Annotated in this window: 17 protein-coding genes; 6 read left to right on the forward strand and 11 right to left on the reverse strand. The window is 51.0% G+C overall.

What is annotated here, in order from left to right:
• The first annotated feature begins 234 nt into the window (after window positions 1-234).
• A complete protein-coding gene (locus ACKI3C_RS12475; protein ID WP_407405554.1) occupies window positions 235-603 on the forward strand; it encodes a hypothetical protein in 369 nt (122 codons plus the stop codon).
• 102 nt (window positions 604-705) lie between these two features.
• Here ACKI3C_RS12475 and ACKI3C_RS12480 read toward each other — a convergent pair whose 3' ends face one another.
• The 11 genes from ACKI3C_RS12480 to ACKI3C_RS12530 all read right to left on the reverse strand — a co-directional run bounded on the left by ACKI3C_RS12480 (window position 706) and on the right by ACKI3C_RS12530 (window position 12,067).
• The gene (locus ACKI3C_RS12480; protein WP_407405556.1) at window positions 706-2,262 is read right to left on the reverse strand and encodes an AAA family ATPase; all 1,557 of its coding nucleotides are present in this window, start codon (window positions 2,260-2,262) and stop codon (window positions 706-708) included.
• A 433-nt stretch (window positions 2,263-2,695) separates the two neighbouring features.
• Window positions 2,696-3,175 carry a hypothetical protein gene (locus tag ACKI3C_RS12485; RefSeq protein ID WP_407405558.1) on the reverse strand — a complete coding sequence of 160 codons (480 nt, stop codon included), beginning with the start codon at window positions 3,173-3,175 and terminating at the stop codon, window positions 2,696-2,698.
• Window positions 3,172-3,783: a hypothetical protein gene (locus tag ACKI3C_RS12490; RefSeq protein WP_407405560.1), complete on the reverse strand. Its 612-nt coding sequence runs from the start codon at window positions 3,781-3,783 to the stop codon at window positions 3,172-3,174. Before ACKI3C_RS12490 ends, ACKI3C_RS12485 begins: the two co-directional genes overlap by 4 nt.
• 99 nt (window positions 3,784-3,882) lie before the next feature.
• A complete protein-coding gene (locus ACKI3C_RS12495; RefSeq protein WP_407405562.1) occupies window positions 3,883-4,320 on the reverse strand; it encodes a retropepsin-like aspartic protease in 438 nt (145 codons plus the stop codon).
• Window positions 4,321-4,677: 357 nt separating this feature from the next.
• Complete coding sequence (locus ACKI3C_RS12500; RefSeq protein WP_407405564.1) at window positions 4,678-5,892, reverse strand: DUF3078 domain-containing protein; 1,215 nt, start codon at window positions 5,890-5,892, stop codon at window positions 4,678-4,680.
• A gap of 11 nt (window positions 5,893-5,903) precedes the next feature.
• Complete coding sequence (locus tag ACKI3C_RS12505; RefSeq protein WP_407405566.1) at window positions 5,904-6,506, reverse strand: hypothetical protein; 603 nt, start codon at window positions 6,504-6,506, stop codon at window positions 5,904-5,906.
• Between the two features lie 46 nt (window positions 6,507-6,552).
• A complete protein-coding gene (locus ACKI3C_RS12510) occupies window positions 6,553-7,320 on the reverse strand; it encodes a glycoside hydrolase family 25 protein (RefSeq protein ID WP_407405568.1) in 768 nt (255 codons plus the stop codon).
• A 10-nt stretch (window positions 7,321-7,330) separates the two neighbouring features.
• Window positions 7,331-7,741: an NINE protein gene (locus tag ACKI3C_RS12515; protein ID WP_407405570.1), complete on the reverse strand. Its 411-nt coding sequence runs from the start codon at window positions 7,739-7,741 to the stop codon at window positions 7,331-7,333.
• Between the two features lie 69 nt (window positions 7,742-7,810).
• On the reverse strand, window positions 7,811-8,227 hold the full coding sequence (locus ACKI3C_RS12520; protein WP_407405572.1) for an NINE protein: 417 nt from the start codon (window positions 8,225-8,227) through the stop codon (window positions 7,811-7,813).
• Window positions 8,228-8,307: 80 nt separating this feature from the next.
• The gene (gene yidC, locus ACKI3C_RS12525) at window positions 8,308-10,398 is read right to left on the reverse strand and encodes a membrane protein insertase YidC (protein WP_407405574.1); all 2,091 of its coding nucleotides are present in this window, start codon (window positions 10,396-10,398) and stop codon (window positions 8,308-8,310) included.
• Between the two features lie 49 nt (window positions 10,399-10,447).
• Entirely contained in the window at window positions 10,448-12,067 is a 1,620-nt protein-coding gene (locus ACKI3C_RS12530) for a CTP synthase (RefSeq protein WP_407405596.1), read from the reverse strand.
• Between the two features lie 574 nt (window positions 12,068-12,641).
• Between ACKI3C_RS12530 and porU (ACKI3C_RS12535) the strand changes: the two genes are divergently transcribed.
• The 5 genes from porU (ACKI3C_RS12535) to porU (ACKI3C_RS12555) all read left to right on the forward strand — a co-directional run bounded on the left by porU (ACKI3C_RS12535) (window position 12,642) and on the right by porU (ACKI3C_RS12555) (window position 24,259).
• Window positions 12,642-16,073 carry a type IX secretion system sortase PorU gene (gene porU, locus ACKI3C_RS12535; RefSeq protein WP_407405576.1) on the forward strand — a complete coding sequence of 1,144 codons (3,432 nt, stop codon included), beginning with the start codon at window positions 12,642-12,644 and terminating at the stop codon, window positions 16,071-16,073.
• A gap of 30 nt (window positions 16,074-16,103) precedes the next feature.
• On the forward strand, window positions 16,104-16,751 hold the full coding sequence (locus ACKI3C_RS12540; protein ID WP_407405578.1) for a redox-sensing transcriptional repressor Rex: 648 nt from the start codon (window positions 16,104-16,106) through the stop codon (window positions 16,749-16,751).
• 18 nt (window positions 16,752-16,769) lie between these two features.
• Window positions 16,770-17,324, forward strand: coding sequence for a fumarylacetoacetate hydrolase family protein (locus ACKI3C_RS12545; protein WP_407405580.1), 555 nt, complete (start codon window positions 16,770-16,772; stop codon window positions 17,322-17,324).
• 35 nt (window positions 17,325-17,359) lie between these two features.
• Window positions 17,360-20,779 carry a type IX secretion system sortase PorU gene (gene porU / locus ACKI3C_RS12550; protein ID WP_407405582.1) on the forward strand — a complete coding sequence of 1,140 codons (3,420 nt, stop codon included), beginning with the start codon at window positions 17,360-17,362 and terminating at the stop codon, window positions 20,777-20,779.
• Window positions 20,780-20,845: 66 nt separating this feature from the next.
• On the forward strand, window positions 20,846-24,259 hold the full coding sequence (gene porU / locus ACKI3C_RS12555) for a type IX secretion system sortase PorU (RefSeq protein WP_407405584.1): 3,414 nt from the start codon (window positions 20,846-20,848) through the stop codon (window positions 24,257-24,259).
• Window positions 24,260-24,336: the final 77 nt, after the last annotated feature.

A 24,336-nucleotide genomic window follows, 5' to 3' on the forward strand; every position in this document is an offset into this window, starting at 1 on the left:
AAAGATACAACATTCCGGCGACATTCCTGTGTACTACAATTTGATTTTCGGGAATGCCGCTATTGAAAACCAGCGATTTAGCCGCCAAACACCCCCGAAAATTCATTAAAAAAAGTTTCAAGGGGTCAAAGTTGGGTTAAATTTATTGCAGTCCTTGTAATACTGGGATTGTGCAGTTGTGTTCAGCAGCAAAAGAAACTCACAGATGCCGAGTTAGAACAAATCAAAAATCAAGTGAGACAAGAAATGCAGGCAGAAATGCAAGCAGACCAGCAAAGTTCAGCAACCTCTGCCCAAAGCGAAACAGAAGCAACAGTAGCAACAACTGAGCAAACAACCGTAACCACATCACAAGCATCATCACCCGATGCCTCCCTTAAAGAAAGAGCCTATAAGGAAGGTTATGACAAAGGTATGCTACATCACACGATGAGATTAGGCTTTTATACTGATAACAACGAAAAATATCTTAAAGACAATTATATGAGCGATTGTCGTAGATACAACGGTTTGGGAGAAGAGAACTACAACAATCGTGCGTTGTATAACGAATATCGCCGTGGTTTCATGAAAGGTTATGAAGATGGCAATAATGCTTTATAATCTATAACACACGAAACAAGCTGGATTTCCTCATGTTGAAAGGAAATCCAGCTTATTTTCTGTTAGGCGTATAGGTCTATTTTTTTTTGATGCCTGAATTATTTATACGATAGCCTCTATCAGCGTGCGGCCATTCAATTCTACTGGTGGCAGCAAGCCTAACTTCTTTGTCTTACTGAAGCAGAAACTTACCATGTAACCAGTTTGCAGGTTATACCGTTCAAGATATTCTGCAAGTTGTTTCTCGCCTCGCTCATTATACGATTGTCCTCGCCAAATTTTTAACTCCACTATGTACTGTTGGCCTAGATAATCTATGATGATGTCTGTGCGGGTGAGGTCACGTGTCTGGGCTTCGCAGTAGTAATTGCCTATACCGTTGATAATAGGACGCAGGTAGGTAAGGAAAATCTTTCGGCCATTGTCCTCAATAAACTGATCATCGTGCCCAGGGCGATAGATTTCGTTGAAATGAACACAGAAACGCTCAATGAGAAGGCGCACATCAAGAAAACCATCATGGACGAATTGATTCTTTTCGTATTCGCCCAACTGATAGATGTGGGATGGCTTGTCAAGAGAGATGTAATAGTTGTAAAGCCATGTCTCAAAGATGCGACAAGCTATATTTGTCGCTCCGCCCTCTTCCTTCACGAAGTTGAACATAACGGCAATGTTGATATCATGATTGTAATAGTTGAAAGGCACACGCTTGCCGCCAAATATTATGGATTTCAGCATGTCGGAAAGACCAGGAAACTGGGTTAGTTTCTTCTGCATATCATCAAAGAGCGTATTACTCTCTTTGAGCAAAGAATTGACAGCCTTCAGCACACCTTCTTTGTCCCATGTGTAGTGTTCTCCATCTATAATCTGGCATATACGACTCACGAGAAATGGATAGCCGGCAGTATAGTCACGTATCATCTGCCCCACGAATACTTCGTCAAACGTCAGGTTGTGATCTGCCTTGTATTCAGCAAGCATACCAGAAATGCCATTTGCCGAAAGACTCATGTCCACATCGAAAGGAACCGCGATATTCCATGGCGAGTTATACTGATGCTCGTCTTCCGTGCGAATCTTCAGTTTCAAGTTCTTGATGTCATAGACACCCGCGAGGATGACACTCTGGAAAGTTCTGAACATTTCGCGTGACAGAAACATATTGCGAAGCACACCCAAAAACGTGATGAACCCATCATTGTTGCTAGCTTGATCAACCTCGTCAATCATAACTATCACTGGCTTTTCTGAGAGGGTGCATAATTCATCAATAACTTCCGTAAAGTCTGTGCTTGCGATTTCCTTACACCCCAAGGGTACGACTTCTTTGAGAAGCGACTGCATGGCTTCTGACGAGCCATTGACTCGTGCGTGTCTTTTCAGGATTTTAAGAAACTCGGCACTGACTGTGGATGCACTTTTAAAGCTAGAGTCATCCAAGCCCTCAAAACTGATGCTAAAAACACAATAATCGTTCTGTAGAAAATCAGCCAAAGCCGCTAAAGTGGTGGTCTTGCCATACTGCCTACCACGGTTGACACAGAAATAGTTACCCTGGGCAACCATCCCACGGATGATTTCCAAGCGTTCGGTGATGTCCACCATATAGTGTTCATTCGGGCGACAAGTACCCGTTGTATTGAATGTTTTCATACTTACAGTAACTAAAGCGTATAACCTTTGCTTTGCAAATTTATGAAAAATTTCTCAAAAACGAGCAAAAGCCCCCATGTGATTGGTCTTTTTTATAAAACTTTGTAACACATGTTATACCAAACTGACATTTTTGCGTGTATCTATGTATTTTACTAAAGGTGGTTTCTATTAACTATACAATTTAAGTTTCGTGTGTTAAAACCATTTGAGTCTCACTAATTTACTCCGATTAGCGTCCTTCTAGACGCGGTGCTTGTTGCATTTATTTCAATTCGCTTGCGAAACACGAATAAGTTATATCCGTGTTATCAGTGAGATCAGCGCGGGGGCTTCAAAAATTAGACATTGGTGAATAGTTATTACAATTGCTCTGATTAAACTGAAAATATAAATTATTCTAATTATTTAAATTTCTTTCAGTTATAATATCTTAATATCCCACGGGGATGTCGTAGCCTTGGAGACGGACTGCTACTTTGAAGGGGGTGGCGCTTTTGCGGGGTTTGGGACCTCCGTAGTAGTAGAACAGACGCTGCACGTCGAATGACTTGACCGACACCAACTGTGTCTCACCGGGAGCAAGCGTCACAGGCACGGTGACAGTGCGCTCGTGCAGCATGACGCCGTTGAGCATGGTGTAACGCATGAGCAGACGCACCGACGAGATACGATGATTGAGGTTGTTGGTCACAAAAAATGTTTCCTTTCCATCACTGGCACGCTTGTTGAAGCCACGCAGAGTCACAGCATTCTGATCGACGGCATCGGTAACGGTGTCGCTCGCAATGCTAGCAATGCGCTCCACCGGCACGTCGCCTGTGACAAGCCGTGCCTGGGTGGTGCGAGTGCGCGACTGCATCGTCACAGCCAGTGCGACAATAATTGCGATGGTTGCTGCTACACGTTTCATAGGTATATCACTTTGTTTACAGGATTGCCGTTGCCTCCCTCGGGGAAAATCTTGCGGAATCCCTCCGAGACTTTCTTCTCTTCTTTGTGGGGTATTATCGACACTCCCTTGAACAGCGAGGGCAAAAACCGGGCAAAGTTGACGCGCACCTTCACGTTCCATTTGGGCCGCTCAAAGGTTATCGACGACGCCTGCGGGTTGAGTAGCGCATAGCACTTCACAGGACTATGCAGCATGCCGTTATTGTCGCGTTCGGTGAAGATGTGTAGCATGTATTCGCCAGGCTTGGCACTGCCTTCCACATACCCGATCTCTGTGCCAGGGAGCAAATCGATGTCGGGGCTGGAAAGCAGCACGATGTGATAAGGCGGATTCTGGCCATGGAAGCTTAATCCAGCATCCTCATAACGTTCAATAGCCACCGTCATGTCCTCGGCAGGATAGTACCAAATGCCCTCAATGGGCTGCAAATCCATTTGCGACAACTTCACCCGCATGGAGTCCTCATCCACACCCTCATAGAATCCCGACATGCCAGGCACCACCATGACAGCCATAGCATTCCCAATGCAGATAAGACCAAGCAGAAATAGTAAAACGTGTCGCATATTTATATCAAAATCAGTTGGTTGCAAAGTGGTAAGCATTCATGTAGCTCCCAATATCAAACAAAAACAAAGATCAAGAAACTCTATATCTTCTTTATGTTATAATTCAATTCCCCCCTCTGATGGAGTTCGGAATGCAAATTTTGTTTTCTTGTCTTTATTTGTTATACAGAAATCGGTTAACGTGATTATGTCCATACCTACAAGTATATCATAATCATCTATATCACTGCAATATACCTCAACATCATGAGTCAAGTAACCATCAGGCAGACCAATATGAACCATATAAGTTTTCGCTGTCTGATCACCACCGATACCCATAATTTCACCCTCTCGATATGGTTTAAGCCCTAGCATATCCACTACTCTAGGAGAAATGAATGTAAACTGTGCTCCCGTATCCCATGCAGCATTGTCAGTATAATAATAAGGTGGCAACTTTTCACCTTCCTTAAGTTCTACAGCAGGCATCACGATTGCATTCGTTATAATGGCATCTGCAAGACCATCATAATCCTTACTGAATGTACTCATAAAATACCTTCTGGAAGTTTAGTTACTTTATGTTCGGTACGTGGAATGACATAACTACCTGGCTTCACCTTATAGAATGAAGCAAAAGTCTTTCGAGTAGCAGACTCTCGAATAGGAGCTTTAATGTGCTTGAAATCTTCTAACTTTGGATTTCTTAAATCTATCATTAGTATAATTGATATTATGTTCTAATAATCAGGTCATGTACCGACCTTTTGCTTTGCAAAAATACTACATTTTTTCAATTGATACTCATCTTCATCCTTAAAAGATGCTAATTAGATAAAAATCAAGTCATAAAGAATGACAAATATAGCATTTATATATCACAGAACGAGTCGCATTTTTATATCAAAATCAGTTGGTTGCGAAGCGGTAAGTGAGGCCGAAGCTCAATATTTCCTTAAACTGCCAGTATTTCCATTCCTCGTCGTAGGGGCGAGACTTGTCGTAGCGCAGGTGGGCATAGATCTGCGTGTTCAAGTGGCGGGTGATACTGAACGAGAACGTATTCTCCCAGTCGCCTTGCACGTAGTGGTAGTTAGTGAACGTGTACAGTCGCGAGCTCCACGAGATGGAGGGAGTGAAATTAATCACCCACTTCGCCTCGAGGTTGCTACCGAAGGTGTGCTTGGTGCGGTGGCCAGCGTCGATGCCGAACGACGTGGGGTTCAAGTGCTCGATGTCGCGGCATATCTTCATGTTGTAACTAATGGGAGCGATGGCCATGTTGAAGGTGCGCTCGCCGTGTTCGCTCTTGTTGCTATAGGTCATACCGAGACCCACGTTCAACTCGCCTGGCGACAGGAATGAAGCCTTCATGTCGTTAGTGTTGGTCTTGTAGGTGTTGAAGAACTGGGTCTTGAAGTTAAGCGTGGCGCTGTAGTACCAGTGCTTCACTGCCTTGTAGCCCAGTTGCGAGGTGAACAGGAAGTTATCTTCGTTGAACATATAGTTGCGCAGCGAGTCGCCGTGGGCAGTAGATACGCCCAGCTTGTAGTGCATGGTGTTGTTGAACATCCAGTTGGGGTGGGCATCCTGATTGAGATTGCATTTCCACTCGATGTCACCCAGAATGTTCATGTTATTCTCGCCGCCCTGATACCAGTTGCCGCTGATGTAGGCCTGGGTGAAGTGCAGCGATCCTTTGAACTCATGCAGCCAGTTCCTGATGCTGATGGCGTCCTGCTCGATTTTCTTCTCCTCGGGTTGCACGATAGCAGGCGGAGCCACCGTGAGCAGAGCCTTGGTGGGATCGCTCTTGATGGCATACTCCTTGGGAGGCTCGGGCAAGGTTGCGGTATTGTATTTCACCAGCGATGGCTTGAGCAGCATGAGGGCATACCTGATACTTTCATATCGCTGTGAACGTTGCTGTGCCTCGCGCAGCCAGCCATCGCCAGCATCGAGTTTGTAGGGCGAGGCGGAAGCGGCGGCGGGAAGCGAGTCGCTGGTGTTATAAGTGTCATAGATGAGGGGCAAGAACAGCGCAGCGCTGTCGGCCACAGTGGTCTGTGCCATTAACGTTACGGCGGCACACATTGCCAGATGCAACAGATACAATCTTTTCATAATAAAATCATTCAAGCGTCAAATGTCTTGCGGTTGCGTTGTTTTTCACGGCGGTCTTGTTCTTGCCGGCGGTCTTTATCCTGACGGTCGGCATCTTCCTTGGTTTGCACCTTCTGCTTGTGCTTTTTCTCCTTGTAGTTTTCGGCCTTTCCCTCGGCAAAGCTTTTGATGATGTCGTCCACCGTCTCGCGGTTGCCAAAGAGGTATTGCACCGTCACCTCCACAATGAGATTCTGGTTGTTGCTCACCAGGTCGGCAATGACGGCACGGCTGCCATCGGGCATTGTGCCCTCGATATACACGGGCTTGAATCCCTTTACCTTCATCTTGCCGTGCTTCGTGTCATACATGTTGTAGCCCATGGCCTTGCGGGTGAGGTTTTCTTTCAGGTCTTTGTCGTTGCTCTTGTCCTTGTTGTAGAGTTGGATTGTGAACATCATGTCGTCCCACTGCATCTCAAATCGAGTGGCAGTGCTATATGTCACAAAACCGCCGTCAGGGGTTTCAAACGTGAGGTTATACTTACTCCACGTATAGACCGAAGCCTGCAACTGCGGCACCGCGATCCACAGTGTCCACACGAGCATAATAGTTGCAACTAGAAATTTTCTCATCGTGTGATGTATTTTTTTTAAAGGCAAATAATCGCCTTATGCATTATTACTTAATGTCTTCCAGCCAATCGACCCACTGACGTTGTGTTCCCATATACACATTGAGATCCACCTCGCCGCTCACGCCGGGCACCCTGCCCCAATGGCAATACTGCTGCATCACGTGCCCTTTGCCTTTCACCGAGTCGGGGTCATTAAAGGTGCACAGCCATAGCGGTTCTCCCTTGAAGCACGGCTGGTAATACTTCTTGAATCCGTCGCCATTGGTATAAATCATGATCTTGTACCCAGCCCTTTTTAGTTCGGCTGCCATCTGCCGCAGTCGCGAGTGCACAAGTGCTGTCTCCACCGAGTTATCGTTACCCGCGTCCTCGATGTCGATGACAAGAGGCAAGTCAAGGTCCACGGCACGTACCTGGTCGATGAAATTACGTGCTTGAGACAGGCCGTCGCGGTTATTCCTGAAGAAGTGATAGGCACCCACTTTGAGCCCCGAGCGAGCAGCCTTGTTGCAGTTGGCCTTGAAGCGGGCATCCTTGTAGGTTGCTCCCTCGCTAGCCTTCACATATACAAAGCTATATCCAGCAGCGGCTACCTTGTCAAAGTTGACCTTGCCGTTGTGGTTAGAAACATCGATGCCACGCACGGAATATTTTTCTCCGAGCGTGACATCGGGGTGAAAAAATCTTGCAAAGCCGTAATGCTTGTAGGCAAGGTATCCAGCTAACACCGATACCAGCACAAGACCCGCCACCAAGCAGTACTTGATGTAATTAGTCTTCTTGCCTTTCTTACCTCTGTAACGACTTGCCATGTGTTGTTATTTAGAACAAGGGCATAAACGATGAAGTATTCACCCACTTGTTCTCAAAGTCTTCTTGTTTCATAGTGAACATTAAGATACCCTGAATTACGGGAACAATAGATATAATTGCTCCTACTCCACAAGTAACAAGAGAGACTAACCAAATAATAAGCAAGAAGGTTATACCACCACCAATCTTGCCACAATAGAAATAATGAGCGCCAAATACGCCTAGTAAAATCGCCAGTAAACCTGCTACGCCACGGCTCTTGCCTGAGGGACCTGCTTCAAACAATTCCACCTCACGCTTAGGCATCTGTGCCTGGGGAACACCCACTTGAACTACTTCATTGCAATGAGGGCACTGAACGCTCTGCACCCCACCTTCCACGGTAAATGAACCGCCACACTTGGGACATTGATAAGTCATAATAGTAAAATTTTAAATTATAGTTTATAGTTAATACAATTAGTTTGCCTGAATAATACCTAGCACCTATCAGAAAGGATAAATCGAGTCGTTATAGACATATCTTTCTTCAAACTCCTCCTGGGTTGCCATGAGCATCCTGATGCCGATGATGAGATCTGCTATCTTCACTACCGGCATGAGTAGGCACAGAAGTGAAGCAACAATATTGATCACGGCAGGTTTGGTCTTGCCCAGATAGAAATAATGCGCGCCGCACATACCCAAAAAGATGGCGAGCAGACCAGCAACGCCACGGCTCTTACCCGAAGGACCTACTTCGAACACACCTACCGGGCGCTGGGGTTGCTGGGGCACCTCCTCGGGAACCAGAGGCTCCTCGGTGGGTACTAGCTGCACCTCCTCGTTGCAGTGAGGGCACATCACGCTTTCAACTCCGTTGTCGGCCGAGAACTCTCCTCCGCAAAATGGACATTGATAATTCATAATTCAGTATTGTTTAATAATTCACTTTTAGGCGGGTTCTGTTAACCACCTGCTAGTGATTAACAGAACCCCTGAGGATATTATCTGCGACGCTTGTTGCGTTTCTCCTGCTCCTTCATGGCTTGCTGCTGCATGCGCTGTGCCTCCTCAAGGCGAGCCATGAAACCGCTCTTCTTGCGGGGTTTAGCACGGTTCTCGGCAATCTTGGCACGCACCTTCTCCTCGTTCACAAAGAGACGGCAGCTATAGGTCTGTGCGATTGTGATGAGAAGCGAGATGAAGTAGTAGTAGCTCAAGCCCGATGCATAGTTGTTGAAGAACACGAGGAACATGAGCGGCATCATGTACATCATCCACTTCATGCCGGGCATTGCGCTCTGCTGGTTCTGCGACTGCATCGACAGGTGAGTGTAGAGGATGTTGGTCACTGTCATGAGCAAGCAGAACAGACTGATGTGGTTGCCGAAGTAAGATGAGATAAGAGGAATTTGGGCAGTCCACTCAAAGATCTTGTCGGGAGCCGAGAGGTCGGCAGCCCACAGGAACGACTGGCCACGAAGCTCGATGCATGAGGGGAAGAAGGTGAACATCGCAATGAGGATGGGCATCTGCAGCAACATGGGCAGACAGCCGCCGAAGGGGCTTGCACCAGCCATGCTGTAGAGTTCCATCGTCTTCTGCTGACGCTTCATCGCATTCTCGTCGCCAGGATACTTCTCGTTGATGGCGTTGATCTCGGGTGTGAGCAAGCGCATCTTTGCCTGCGAGAGATAACTCTTATAAGTGAGGGGCGAGAGAATGAGCTTGATGAGAATGGTGAGAATGAGGATGATGATGCCATAGCTGCCTATGTACTTGCCCAGCCATGTGAACACAGGAATCACGACATAAGTGTTGATCCAGCGGAACAAGGTCCATCCCAGCGGGATGAGACGTGTGAGCTGCAGATCCTCGTTAGGCGAATACTTGTCATAGTCGCTGAGCGTGGGATAGCGGTTGGGACCCAGATAGAAGTAGAACGACGCGGGGTTTGCCTTGTTGCTGGCGTAGGGCACTGATGTGCGCACCGAGAAGTTCTTCAAATATTTCTGGTAGTCGGCATCGTCCTTGCTGATTTCCTTGCTGTCAAGGATACCGCCGTTGAAGCAGCTGTCAGCAATGAGCACTGCCGAGAAGAACTGGTTCTTTGTAGCAATCCATTTGAGGCGTTCCTTGATATTCTCGTCGTCATCACCGCTCTCGCTGGTGTTCTCCACATCGCCGTCGCTGCCCAGCATCTTGTAGTAGATTGCGCTGTTGCGTTCCTCAAACATCTTGCCTTCCTCGTGGCGCGCCATCTTCTGGTTCCAGTTGAGTTCGATGCTGTTATACTTGCTGGGAACCACAGTCTCCATGCCTTCTTGCACAATCTCCATGCGCACCATGTAGCTGCCGGGCACGAGGGTGTACTTGAGGCCCCACTTTGCACCATTGTCAAGCACAAGCTGCATGAGCACGGTGCTGTCGTTGAGCTGCGTGGGCGTGAAGTAATAGTCCTTGGTGTCAAATGTCTGGGTGTCATTGCCCAGCACGAAGCTGTACTGGTTCTCGCCAGGAGTGAACACTTCCACGTGGGGGGCATTAAATGCCTTGTAGGCGTTGAGCGAAGCACGGGTGATAGTGCCGCCCTTTGTGCTCAGTTCTATTGTGAGCGAGTCGTTCTTGAGAGTGACCACCTTGTCCTCGCCCGAGAGGTTTGACGCAAACATGCCGCTCTTGTTGTAGGTTTCAAGGGCTTGTTTCACAGCAGCTACCGCACGGTTGTGCAGCGCAGCGTTGGCAGTCGAGTCGTTGAGCACCTCGGCAAAGTCAACCTTGGCGTCGCCCAGGTCGATCTGACCGGCGATCACGCCGTTCTTGAGCGACAGCTTCACGCCGTCCTTGTCTATTCCGGCCTTTGTCGAGTCACCCGCAGTGAGCACACTTTTTAGTCTTGATAATTCATCGGCAGTGAGCATGTCGGCCACACCGCCCTTAACCGCAGCCTGATGGGCTTTCTTCTCAACAAGTGCGATGGAGTCCTGGATGCGCTGCCTCTCAGCGAGTTCAGCCTCGCTGGGGCGATTAAACCATGTGAAGCCAAAGATGACCAATCCCATCAACAGCAATCCGGTAAGCGTTTTTTTATCCATAAATCTGCTTTGTTAAACTTTTACTTTTCGATTTTGTGGTTATTTATTCTTATTGTTTTTTCTCGTTTCTATATTCAATAGCATGGCGCACAAAGTCCATGAACAGCGGGTGCGGGTTGAGCACCGTGCTGCTGTACTCGGGGTGGTACTGCGTGCCCACATACCAGCGCTTGCCGGGCACCTCCACCACCTCCACGAGGTGTGTCTCGGGGTTCTCGCCCACGCACTTCATGCCGCCTTCTTCAAAGCGGGCGCGGAAGTCCTCGTTAAACTCAAAGCGATGGCGATGGCGTTCCTCCACCTCAAGCTTACCATAAGCATGTGCAACTTTCGTGCCATCAAGCAAGCGGCAGGCATAGGCACCCAGTCGCATGGTTCCGCCCATGTTGGTCACGCTCTTCTGTTCTTCCATCAGGTCGATGACGTTGTAGTGGGTGTTGGGGTCCATCTCCACGCTGTTGGCATCGGCATATCCCAGCACGTTGCGGGCATACTCAATCACCATGCACTGCATACCCAGGCAGATGCCGAATGTGGGCACATCGTGCTCGCGGCACCACTTCAATGCCACAAACTTGCCCTCGGTGCCACGCTGGCCGAAGCCTGGAGCCACTATCACACCGTCCATCGCGCCAAGCATCTCCTCCACGTTGCCATCGGTAAGCTTCTCGCTGTTGACATAGGTCAGGTTGAGTTTGCAATCGTTGTAGGTACATGCTTGGAACAGCGCCTCGTCGATTGACTTGTAGGCATCTTGAAGCGAGACATACTTGCCCACCAGGCCTATCTTTACCTCGCCCTCGGCATTTTTGAGTTTGTCGAGGAAGTTGCACCAGTCTATCAGGTCGGGCATGCTGCGCAGCGGTGTGTCGGTCTTCTGCAAGATGATCGAGTCAAGCTGCTGGTCGAGCATCATCAAGGGCACCTCATAGATGGTGGGCGCGTCGATGCTCTGGATCACGGCCTCAGGGCTCACGTTGCAGAACTGAGCCACCTTGCGGCGCATTGCCATGGGGACATCGTGCTCTGTGCGCAGCACCAGGATATCGGGCTGGATACCCACCTGTTGCAGTTGCTTCACCGAGTGCTGCGTGGGTTTCGTTTTGAGTTCCTTGGCAGCATGGATATAGGGCACGTAGGTGAGGTGGACGCACACGCATCGATTGCCCAGTTCCCACCTCAACTGGCGCACGGCTTCAAGGAAGGGCAGCGACTCGATGTCGCCCACAGTGCCGCCTATCTCGGTGATCACAAAGTCAAACTTGCCAGTGTTTCCCAGCAGTTTCACATTGCGCTTGATTTCATCAGTGATGTGGGGGATGATCTGCACAGTCTTGCCCAGATAATCGCCACGGCGTTCCTTGTCAATCACGCTCTGGTAGATGCGTCCTGTGGTGATGTTGTTGGCGCGGGTTGTCTTGATATTGGTGAAACGCTCATAGTGTCCCAAATCCAAGTCGGCCTCATGACCATCCACTGTCACATAACACTCCCCGTGTTCATAGGGGTTAAGTGTGCCCGGGTCAATGTTGATATACGGGTCAAACTTCTGGATAGTAACGCTATATCCTCTTGCCAAGAGCAACCTTGCTATTGATGACGAAATGATTCCTTTGCCCAGAGATGACACGACACCTCCTGTAACGAAAATGTACCTTGTTTCCACTATAAGTCAATTTATACACATTATAAAATGCAAAATTACTAAATTTACTTTAAAAATAAAAATTTTACGCCCACCTTTAAACCTTGATTTTCTCCCCAAAAACGCAACACGCCACCAAACAAACCCATCAGATATACAATTAGCACCCAACACAACCACCCCCACAACACTCACCCCAGCGCCTCTCGCTCATCCCTGATTTAACATATTTTTTAGTTAAAAGGGAGGGTTCTTTTTATCTAGTTTTTAAAAAGAAACCACATTATTTAGTTATCAATCAACAGAATCATATAATTCTACCCAAATAAACCCCGAATTCAAAAAGTCCATTTCATTTTCCTCCCATAACCAAACACAGAAGTTCGTTTATCTCCACAAAACAACACCATAGTATAAAGTTATTTTTTACAATATCTTTACACTCTGTCATTCTTGTGATTTGCCTGTTGCTGCTGAATCTTTGAAAAAAAACTCTATAATCGAGGGGATAAATGTCGCATTTAATTTGCGGTTACGCAATAATTTCACTAATTTTGCGTTAGATAATAAATAAAATTTATTAGAACTGTTCATGAACATGAGAAAAAACATCATAGCACGTGTCCTTGCCGCAGGTTTGTTCACCCTTGCTGCATTAACGATTTCAGCGCCACAATCCTCGGCATTTCCCCTGTCACACTACACCCAGTCTTCCAAGCTGTCGCAAGGCAACTGGGTGAAAATCAAGATCAACGATAGCGGCATCTACCAGATTACCGATGCCGATGCCCGCAACTGGGGATTCAGCGGAGGCGTGGCTTCGCTGCACGTCTTCGGCCGCGGCGGCGCACCCATGAGCGAAACGCTCACAACCGACATCCCCGACGACCTGCCACAGGTTCCCGTGTTGAGAAGCAACGGCAAGCTCTTGTTTTATGCCCAGGGCAATCTCACATGGGCACGAGGCACTAATCCTATGCTGTTTGTTCCGCAACAGCACCCCTATGCGACAGAGGCCTACTACTTTGTCACCGACAGCAACGACTACACCGACATCGCCGTGGCTCACGACGAGTCGCCCATCACAGGCACGCCAGAGACGACGTTCACCGAGAGGCTTTTCCACGAGAAAGAATTGGTAAACCCCGGGCAGATAGGCCGCGACTACCTGGGCGAGGACTTCATCTCTAACCCCAACCAGGTGTACCAGTTCAAACTCAAAGGCCTCGTGCCGGGTTCCGAGGTCAACACGGTCACACTGGCCGGCGTGCGACAAAGCAGCACCAGCGGAGGCGGCAACTTCTCTTTCCAGTACAACGGCACAAACCTGCCCATCGCCAACTCCGACAAGTTTGAGTTTGACAAGTCAGAACATCTCTACTACACGGTGAAGAAGATGAACAAGACTTTCACCCTCGACAAGGAAGACTTGAACTACACAATCAAATACACCAACAACAATGCCACCGTGACACTGGCACGACTCAACAGCATCACAATCAACTACCAGCGTCGCCTTGCACTCGACAACGGCTCGCTCTACTTTGCCACGCCCTACAACTACGAGGCCGGCGTGGCCATGGCAGTTACCGGTGCCGGCGAGGGTGTGCATGTGTGGGACGTTACAAAGGCTCACGCCCCCGTGGAACTGAACACCGCCACCAGCGGCACTACCACAGCCTTTGCTACGGCTTACAAAGGACAGCGTGAGTATGCGATTTTCAACATCAATCACAGCTTTGCTTCTCCGCAGATAGTGGGACGAGTAGCCAACCAGGACATCCATGCCATGGAGGTGCCCGACATGATCATCATCACTCACCCGCGCTACATGAACCAAGCGCTTCGCGTGGCAGTTCTGCACGAGCAACTCGACAGCATGAGAGTGCTCACCCTGGCGCAGGATGAGATATTCAACGAGTTCTCATCAGGCATGCCCGACATGATGGCCTACCGCATGCTGTGCAAGTATTTCTACGACCGCGGCACCGATGAGAAGGGACATCACTTGCAGTATGCACTGATGTTCGGCAACGGCACTTTCGACAACAAGCAGATAACCAACGAGTTCAAGGCCCTGTCATTCCCTGCCCTACTCACTTGGCAATCGCCCAATTCCAGCATCGAAAGCAACACCTATTGCACCGACGCGCCTGTCTCATCGCTGCAAGACGGCTCTGGCAACAACTGGGGCAGCAACGAGCAGAACATCGCAGTGGGACGCTTCCCCGTGAAGAGCGAGGAAGAGGCACGCATTGCTGTGGACAAACTCATCAACTACATCACTTCGCCCAACTACGGTACCTGGCGCAACAAGGCCATACTCGTTGCCGACGACGAGCAGGGGGGCGACTTCATGAAACAGACCGAAGAGTATATCAAGAGCGCACAGAAAAAAGAAGGAAACAACTACCTGTTCAAGCGCATCTATCTCGATGCCTACGAGTCGGAGAGCCTGGGCTCTTCACGCAACTACCCTGGCGCTCGCAACGACCTCTATGGCGGCCTGCGCGACGGCGTGATCATGTGGGGATACAACGGACATTCTAGCCCCAACGTGGTGTCGGACAACAACATCGTGCGCAACAACGACTACCTCAACAACATGTTCTACAAGCACCTGCCCCTCATGCTCGCCACCACTTGTGAGCTGGCACGATACGATGCCCTTGAAGAATCGGGAGGCGAACTCATGTTCCTCAACAAGAACGGCGGCGCCATCGCCGTGTTGAGCACTAACCGCCAGGCAGGTATCACCGCCAACGCCATTCTGGGCAACAAACTGTACGAGAACCTCTTCTCTCGCGACAGCGACGGCCTGCCCATGCGACTGGGCGATGTGTTCCGCAACTCTTGCAACGCGACACGCCTGGCCAACAACCAGTCCTACTTCCTCATGGGAGACCCCGCCATGCGACTGGCCATGCCCAAATACACCGCACGCATCGAGGCCATCAACGGCACTCCGGTCAACCCCGAGAACAAACCCGAGTTCAAGGCACGCCAAACGGTGACTTTCACGGGATCAATCGTGGACCACAAGGGCAACAAGGTGAACAACTTCAACGGCTCGGTCAAGAGCCAGCTCTACGACTGCGACCAGTCGGTCACCACCCACGGCTATGGCAAGGAAGGCGTTGAGTTCACCTACCAGGAACACAGCAACCGCATTGCGGTGAGCAGCGACTCGGTCAAGAACGGACAATTCTCGGTCAAAATCACTATTCCCACCGAGATTTCCTACGACAACTACACTCCATCGCTCATCAACCTCTATGCCTTCGACGCCGAGCATTGCGACGACGCCATAGGTGCTAGCGAGGACTTCATCATCTACGGATATGACGAGACCGCCCAGGCCGATACCATCGGGCCGTCTATCATCAGAATGGGCCTCAACAGCGAGGACTTCAAGAACGGCGGCGACGTCAACGAGGATCCCATCGTGCTTGCCACAGTGAGCGACGCCAGCGGCATCAACCTCTCTGACGCCGGAATAGGACACTCAATCACTCTCACTCTCGACGACAAAGTGGTCTATACCGACGTGAACAAGTACTACACTCCCGAGCACTCATCACAGGGCTACAAGGGATCAATCAGCTACCAACTCAAAGGCTTGTCTAACGGTGCACACACCCTGCGACTGCGCGTGTGGGACGTTTTCAACAACGTGACCGAGAACACCGTCTCCTTCAACGTGGTGAAAGGACTCAAACCCGACATCTACGAGGTTTACGCCACATCTAACCCCGCCTCGGTTGAGACTACCTTCTACGTGAAGCACAACCGCCCAGAAGCTACCATCAACGTGGGCATCAGCGTTTACGACATCTCGGGACGTCTCGTGTGGACCACACAGCAGAGCGGACAGAGCGACATGTACACCTCGTTCCCCATCACATGGAACCTTACCGACCTGGCAGGCAACCGTGTGCCACGAGGAATCTATGTGTACAGGGCCACCATCTCGACCGACGGCGTGAGAGAAGCAACCAAGTCAAAGAAACTCGCAGTGATAGGAGAATAACAACGCTGCGACATGAACAACAAAACTGAAATGAACGAAACAAAAAATACGCAACGAACCATGCTCCCCGAGCCCACTCTGCGACGACTGCCATGGTATCTGGCCTACGTCACCATGCTCGACAACCTTCACGTTGAGCACGTGTCGTCAACCCAGATCTCCAAGGAACTCAACGTCGATGCCTCACAGATTGCCAAGGACCTGTCGTTCCTCAACATCAAGGGAAAGACCCGCATCGGTTACGACGTGCACAAGCTCGTCAAGGAACTGACCGACTTCCTGGGATTCAAGAAAAAGCACAACGCAGTGGTTATAGGCGCCGGCAACCTGGGCGCAGCCCTCATGCAGGACAAGGGTCTGTCGCAATATGGACTCGACATCGTGGCAGGGTTCGACGTCAACCCCGACCTCGTGGGAACCACGATGTGTGGCATTCCGGTGTATGGCATCGACGAGCTTGCACAACGCCAGCAGGAGTACAACGCATCTATCGCCATACTCACAGTGCCCGTTGAGCACTCGCAGCAAATGGCCAACACAGCCATCGACTGCGGCATCAAGGCGATATGGAACTTCACGCCGTTTCGCATCAAGGCACCCGACGACATCGTCATCACCAATACGTCTATCTACGCTCACCTCGCCCTCATCTACAACAGGATGGGAACACGCAAGTGAGCCTTAACAACATAGAGAATGAAGATAATGGTAGTAAATATGACTAACGGCACCGACATGAGCGTCACACTCATGGCCGACTCCACGCTGTTGCGCAGCGGGCAGCCGTTTTTCATTCCCGACTTCGCTCCCCACTTTGCAGCAATGCCCATGCTCATGCTGCGTGTGGGCAGGCTGGGCAAATGCATAGCACCGCGTTTTGCCCACCGCTACATCGATGCCATGACAGCATCGTTTGCCATCGTGCCACTTGACCACGACATGCAGCCGATGTCGCTAGCAGGCATGGCATCGGTCATGGACGGTGCCACAGTCTATGGCTCATGGATCGACTACGAGCCGCTGCAATCCTTCGTGTGGACGCTTGGCGACCAGGAGCACACGCTCTTGCCACAAGATTTCATGCCCGAGGCTTCGGCTGCTATCGAGCACATCAGCCGCCACGCTACCATCAAGATGGGCGACGTGATTTGCCTGGGAGCGACTGCTTCGCAGCCACAACCGCTGCACATCGACGACTTGCTCACCGCTTCGGTCAACGGACAACCGATACTCCGGAACAAAATCAAGTAACAACACTTAACGATAATAAACAAAACATCATACACATGTCAAGATTTTTCAACAAACATTTAGCAGTTCTTGCGGTAGCAAGCACCATTGCAGCTTCAACAGCAATGGCTCTCCCGCTGCGACACTTTGCGACCAATTCTAAACTTGCCACTGGCAAGTGGGTGAAAATTGCCGTACCCGCAACCGGTGTGTACGAAATCACCAACGACGAACTACAACAGATGGGATTCAGCGACCCCAGCAAGGTGCAGGTGTTCGGTATGGGTGGAAATGTCATCAGCGAGAAACTCGACGGACTCTACACCGATGACCTTGAACCTGTGAGCGTGGCACGATACAACGACAAGCTATGCTTCTATGCGCTGGGGCCTGTGGCAATGGAAATTGCCGACCCTCGCTCCGATATGCCATACTTCAAGAGAACTATCAACCCCTACTCTACACATGGATATTATTTCCTTTCAGAGGTCAACTCATTGCAGACTGTCGATGAGCAGCCCAGCATGTCACGCGGATCTGTGGAGCGTAACACTGGCCTCGGATATTTCTATTACGAGCAAGAGCTCATCTCGGTGGGATTGTCAGGAAAAACATTCCTCGGCGACAACATTGGCAGCGGCGTGTGCTCCATCGACTATAACATGCCCGGACTTGCCGACAACACGCTAACGGTCAAAGTGGGAGCAGGTATCAACGTGAGCGCGAAGTCTTATCTGGCATCTAGCATCACGGCCAACGGGACACAGACCACCATCGACTACCCGTTCTCTACTTCTACAATCTACCCGCCCGTTAACTCTCACACCTATTACTCTCCGGTTGAGCCCGTGGCATCGGTTACCATCCCCGAGATAGTGCCGCAAGGAACCGTCAACGTGTGGGTCAACAACCCTCTGGGAACAATCAAGACCGCTAAACTTGACTACGTGCTCATCTCTTACAAAAAGGAGAACAAAATTCCCGAGAACAGTAATGCTCAAACCGAAATAAACATTCCCAACCTCACTGTACAGGATGTCATCAGCCTGCCAGGCGCCAACTCTTCGACAGTGGTGTGGAATGTCTCTATCGCCAGCGACCCCGTACAGTATGAGCTCTCGCCCGCTGTTAATGAAGAAGGAGAGACCACAGGTTACGAGTTCACTCCGCGCATCAGCAGCAAGGCAGCGCAGTATGTAGCGTTCGACCCCTCGATGACTCTCATGAAGATTTCTTCCTATGAAGAAGTCGGCAACCAGAACCTGCACTCAATCTCCACGCCCCACATGCTCATCATCACCAGCAAGGCGTTCATGGAGCAAGCCGAGCGCGTGGCACAGCTGCACCGCGACGTCGATGGCATGGACGTTGCAGTTGTTGACCAAGAGCAAGTGTTCAACGAGTTCTCAAGCGGCACACCCGATGCGATGGCCTACCGCCTGCTGTGCAAGATGTTCTACGACCGCGACAAGACCAAGTTCCAGAACCTGCTCCTCTTCGGCCAGGGTTCCTATGACAACCGCGGCATCGTGAGCAACAAGCCCAACCGCGTCATCACTTACCAGAGTACCGCCAGCGATAACGAGGACGACTCTTATGTGAGCGACGACTTCTTCGGCTTCCTTGACGACGATTCTGGCTCATCTCCCTCACATTACAGCGACGTGGTGCGCATCGGTGTGGGACGTTATCCGTCGGCTTCGGTCGAGGAGGCTAAAACCGACGTTGACAAGCTCATCAAGTATGTGGCAACACCCGACTACGGCCCCTGGCGCAACGACCTGCTCTTCATGGGCGACACCGGCGACGATGACCGACACATCTTCCAGGCCGAAGGAATCAGCGAGCTCACCCAAAACCTCGGCACACAGCTGCAAAGCAACAAGGTATATGTCGATATGTTCGAGCGCTCGGTTAGCGACGGCACCACATCTAGCGAGGCTCGACGCCGCATCATTGAGTATCTCAACAACGGCCAGTACTTTGCTACCTATGTGGGACATGCCGGACCGCTCAACTTCACCAAGACCAACATGTGGACCTCTACTCTGGCACAGACCACTTATTATCCCCACTTGCCCATCCTCACCACAGCGGCATGCGAGGTGGCTCGATATGACAGCGACACACGCGGACTCGCCGAGCACATGTTCCACTGCCCCGAAGGCGGCGCTATCGCTATGATCACCACTCCACGACAGGTGTGGGACGACCAGAACTACATCATGAACCGAGGCTTCGCTTCCAATCTGTTCAGCTACAACACAACTGGCAAAATGGCAACTCTGGGTGAGGTTTACATGAAAATGAAGTCTTACTTCGGAACCTCTTACAATGGCAACAAGTTGTGCTACACACTGCTGGGCGACCCCGCCATCAAGTGCAACTATCCCAAGCCATTGTTCACCATCACCAGCGTGAACGGCACTCCGGTCGATGGCAGCACTATGGTTGAGACTGCTCCCATGCAGGCAATCACAGTCACCGCACAGGTTGAAAAAGCCGACCGCTCGGGCATCGACACCGACTTCAACGGCGATGCTACCCTCACGCTCTACGACACCCAGCGCCTGCTGCGCAACGTGACTTACAGCGGCGTGATGCGCAGCATCTACTATCCGCGCGACATCCTCGCTCGTGTTCAAGGACGAGTGGTTAACGGCATGTTCACCGGCACTGTGTATGTGCCACGACACACCAAGGCTCTCAACGAGAACGCAGCAATCAAGGTTTACGCTCATCAGGACGACACCGACAACATGGTAAACGGTGACTTCTCTTCTCTCACAATAGGTATCTTTGACGAGAACGAAGCCGTAGCCGACAACAATGCCCCCGTCATCGAAAACATGTTTATCAACGACGAGCAAGCATTTGCCGACGGATGTGTCGTTCCGCAGAACTCTGTCCTCTACATCAACGCTAGCGACGACGTGGCACTCAACACCATGTCGGCTTCGGTGGGAAACACTATGAAACTGCTGCTCGACGGCGGAAAATCGGTGTTCTCACTCGTCAAGAACAGTGCAACAGCAAGCAACGACGGCCGTGATTTGAGCATCACTTTCCCCCTCAACAGCATCTCCGAGGGAAGCCACACGCTCACATTCACCGTCTTCGACATCGCCGGGCACTCGGCCACTCGCACTATCTCGTTTATCGTGACCAACAATTCCGACATCGTGCTCGCTGCCCAAGAGGCTCCCGCAACCACTGTTGCCACATTCGACATCGCCGAGGGCAACTTCAACGCAACGCCCATGGTCAACCTCAAAGTTACTGATGCTCACGGCAACATCGTGTGGAACAAGAAAACCAGCTCGTTCCCCGTTTCTTGGGACCTCAACGACAATCAGGGCAACCGCGTGAAAGCGGGTCTCTACAAGTTCTTCGGCAACTACGAGGACGGAACTAACTTTGGCGGAACCAACATCGGCGACCTTATCGTCATCGACCCCGTCAATTCTAACAAATAATTACTCACCACAACGCTTTCCTTTAACTAAAAATATAAAAGGAACGCACGCGCACACATAATAACAATGAGAAAGCTACTTACTGATATCCGATTTGCCATGCTGACGCTGGCATGCTCTTGCACGCTGGCGGCCACAGCCTTCCCCGCGTCTAAATATGCCGCAAAGTCTCAACTGGCTAGCGGACGATGGGTCAAAATATCTGTTCCTGCCGACGGTGTGTATGAAATCACGGCCGAGGAACTGCAAGCCATGGGTTTCAACGATCCCAGCAAGGTGAGAGTATATGGCAACGGCGGACACATGATCTCCGAATTACTCGACGGCTCGGCCATCGACGACCTGCAACAAGTGAGCTCTGCCGTCATAGGCAGCAAACTGTGCTTCTACGGCAAGGGGCCGCTCGACGTGAAATTCCTCGCCAGCGAGAAACGATTCACCCGCAACTTCAATGCCTATGCCACACAGGGCTACTACTTCCTCACAGAGGGTGGCGATGCTCTCAACATCAACACTTCGGAAATCACCGTGACCGAGCAGTGCACAACACCCATCTTCACTTGCTACAGCTACTTCCTGCATGAGAAAGAACTCATTTCAATGGGACAGAGCGGCAAGTCTTTGCTGGGCGAACCCATCACGGGCACCACAAGTTTTGACTTCAACCTCACGCAAGTGGCTAGCAACGACATCAATGTGTGCATCGCGGCTGGCGGCAAGACAATGGGCAACAACATGAGGCTCAATGCCACGCTCACCACAACCGGCGGCATCATCAAGCTGCCCTACTCCGACACTGACGCGTTGATCGTACTGCCCGACAAGTCGTTCAACTACTACAACGCCTGTGCACCGGCATGCAACATCACCACTCCGTCGCTGCCCGCAACCGGCAAGGTGAACCTCTCGTTCTCTAACGTGACAGGTGGCAGCGGCGCATCAATGCTGCAAGGACACCTCGACAATTTCATCATCAGCTACCAGCGATACAACATTATCGACCCGAGCGAGCACAACCAGATGACCATCAACCTCGCTTCTGTTGCCGAGGGCGATGCCGTTGTGCTTCCTAGCGCTGCAGCATCGACCGTGGTGTGGAACATCGACGACCCCAACCATCCCGTCAACTACCAGCTCACAGCGGTCAACGACACCATCATGGCTTTTGCGACACAACCCACCACCAGCGCAACGGCATTTGTCGCATTCGACCCCGAGAAACCTCTCAACAAGATTTCAGGATTTGAAGAAGTTGAGAACCAGAACATCCACGGCATGGAGACTCCGGGCATGATCATTGTCACCAACAAGGTGTTCATGAACCAGGCACAGCGCATCATCGACATGCACAACCAGCTGGGCGATGTGGATGCAGTGGTTATCGACCAGGAAAAGATATTCAACGAGTTCTCTAGCGGCACGCCCGACGCTATGGCCATCAGGCTCATGTGCAAGATGTTCTATGACCGCGACAAGACCAAGTTCAAGTACCTGCTCATGCTGGGCGAAGGCTCTTACGACAACCGTGCGCTCACCACAGTGAAGAAAAACCGCATCATCACATATCAGACCGACGTGAGCAACCACGAGGACTACTCTTACACCTGCGACGACTTCTTCGGATTCCTCGACGACAACAGCGGACGCGACGTCAACACCTGCATCCTGCGACTGGGTGTGGGACGCATTCCGTCGGCCAGCGAAACCGAGGCGGCTAGCGATATCGACAAACTCGTCAAGTATGTCATGGCACCCGACTACGGTCCCTGGCGCAACAACGCCTTCTTTGCCGCCGAGAGCTCTCTGGGCACCACCGAAGACGACCTGCACATCACACAGGCCGAAGCTAACGCCAACCTCATCACCGGCGAACTCAAATCTGACCTCATCATCAACAAGGCATATATCGACTTCTTCCCACGCGCTGTCAACGAGACTGTACTTGAGAAAGAAGACCAACGCACATCGGTGGAGGCTCACAGGCACTTCCTCAACTTGCTGCAACGCGGACAGTACTACGGAACCTATGTGGGTCATGCAGGATCGCGCAAACTCACCAAGAGCGGACTGTGGACCGTCTCCGACGCCACTTCGGCAACATTCCCGCACCTGCCCATCTTCATGACCGCTTGCTGCGACGTGGCACGCTACGACAGCAACCACCGTGGCATTTGCGAGCACATGTTCCACAACCCCAACGGCGGTGCTATCGCCCTGCTCACTACCACACGCGAGGTTTATGCCAGCAGCAACGAGCTGCTCAACTCTTCATGGGTGCGCAATTTCTACGCATGGAACAAAACCGGCGAAATCCCCACCATCGGCATGGCCTACATGAAGGCAAAGCAGTCGTTCGGTTCGTCACGACAGCCCAACAAGAACAAATATGCTCTGCTGGGCGATCCCGCCATGCAGCTCTCCTACCCCGTGCCTCTGTTCAAGATCACAGAGGTTAACGGCACTCCCGTGGCCGACAGCAACATCAGCGCGGCTCCGCTCCAGGAAGTCACCGTCAAGGCTCAAGTCCTCATCCAGGATACCGACAACCTCGACACATCGTTCAACGGCGACGCCACGCTCACCATCTACGACCGACGCGTCCTCTATAAAACAACTAGCAAGAACAAACAGATTTACTACCCGCGCGATATCCTCGCACAGGTGCAAGGACGTGTTGTCAACGGCGAGTTCACCGGCAAAGCCGTACTGCCGCGTTACTGTCGTGCCGTGGGTGAGACTGGCATGATCTCGGTTTTTGCCCACAAGGACGGAACCGACAAGATGGTCAACGGCCAGTTTGACAAACTGCTCATCACACAATACACCGCCGGCGCTAGCGTCGATGAGACAGCACCCGCAATCAACGACATGTATCTCAACGACAAAGAGTCGTTTGCCAACGGAGCTATTGTACCTGCCAACTCTACCCTCTACATCGAGGCCACCGACGACGTCGCGTTCAACAACCAGTCTGCCTCTATGGGCAGCAACATGCGTCTCGTGCTCGATGGCGGCAAGACTTCCTATTACCAAGTGACCAATTATGCCACAGTGAGCGACGGCGGCCAGTCACTCAACATCGCATTCCCGTTGAGCAGCCTCGGTCAGGGCGAGCACTCGCTCACCTACACCGTGCACGACGTGGCAGGCAATGCAGCGTCTCGCACCATCTCGTTCATCGTGGGCAACCCCGAGGACTTCAATTTGAGCGTAGAGGAACTCCCTGCAACCACACAGGCCACCATCAATGCCGACACTCCCGTGGCCAACGCCACAGTCGAGCTCAAAGTCACCGATGCTCTGGGACATCTCGTGTGGACGGCTTCAACATCCACATTCCCTGCCACATGGAACCTCAACGACATGCAGGGCAACCGCGTCAAGGAAGGTGTTTACAACATCTTTGGCAACTTCACATCTCCCTCGGCTGCAGGTGGAACCAATGTGACTACGGTAATTGTCCTTGACCCCGTCAAGTAAATCCATGAGGGTGTGTCATGATGCAAAACGCATTATGACACACCCCCCTATTTTTTTTAAAAAATCAGCACATCTAT

Source organism: Sodaliphilus sp. (genome assembly GCF_045598405.1).
Taxonomy (GTDB): domain Bacteria; phylum Bacteroidota; class Bacteroidia; order Bacteroidales; family Muribaculaceae; genus Sodaliphilus; species Sodaliphilus limicaballi.